Below are 273 nucleotides of genomic sequence, written 5' to 3'. Positions count from 1 at the left end.
CCGGTGATTTCGGATTATAAATCGAGCCAAGCGGCGCAATCACATTGATCGGCCGGAATGACCCTTCATTGGAAGGCACGCGCACATCGCTGGTGCAGGCATCCAGCAAAAGTTTACGGAAGGCCGCATAGGCTGCAACTTTGGTGGAGCCTTCAAAAGGCACATTATAGGCGGTTGGTGTCTGGTCAGCCGAACCGGTCATGTCCACATCCAGCTCATCACCACGCACCCGCACCGTCACCTTGGCTTTGAGCTGCTGACCACGGTTACGGC

At 56.0% G+C, this 273-nt stretch carries 1 protein-coding gene; it reads right to left on the bottom strand.

The window, feature by feature from the left end:
• The coding region (locus HBA93_RS21145; protein WP_221724579.1) for a hydantoinase B/oxoprolinase family protein at nucleotides 1-273 on the bottom strand (273 nt) is incomplete at both ends.

It is taken from the genome of Ochrobactrum sp. SFR4 (genome assembly GCF_019730395.1).
GTDB lineage: Bacteria > Pseudomonadota > Alphaproteobacteria > Rhizobiales > Rhizobiaceae > Pseudochrobactrum.
Note: the sequence above shows the minus strand (reverse complement) of the source record. Positions and strands in the feature narration are given on the sequence as shown.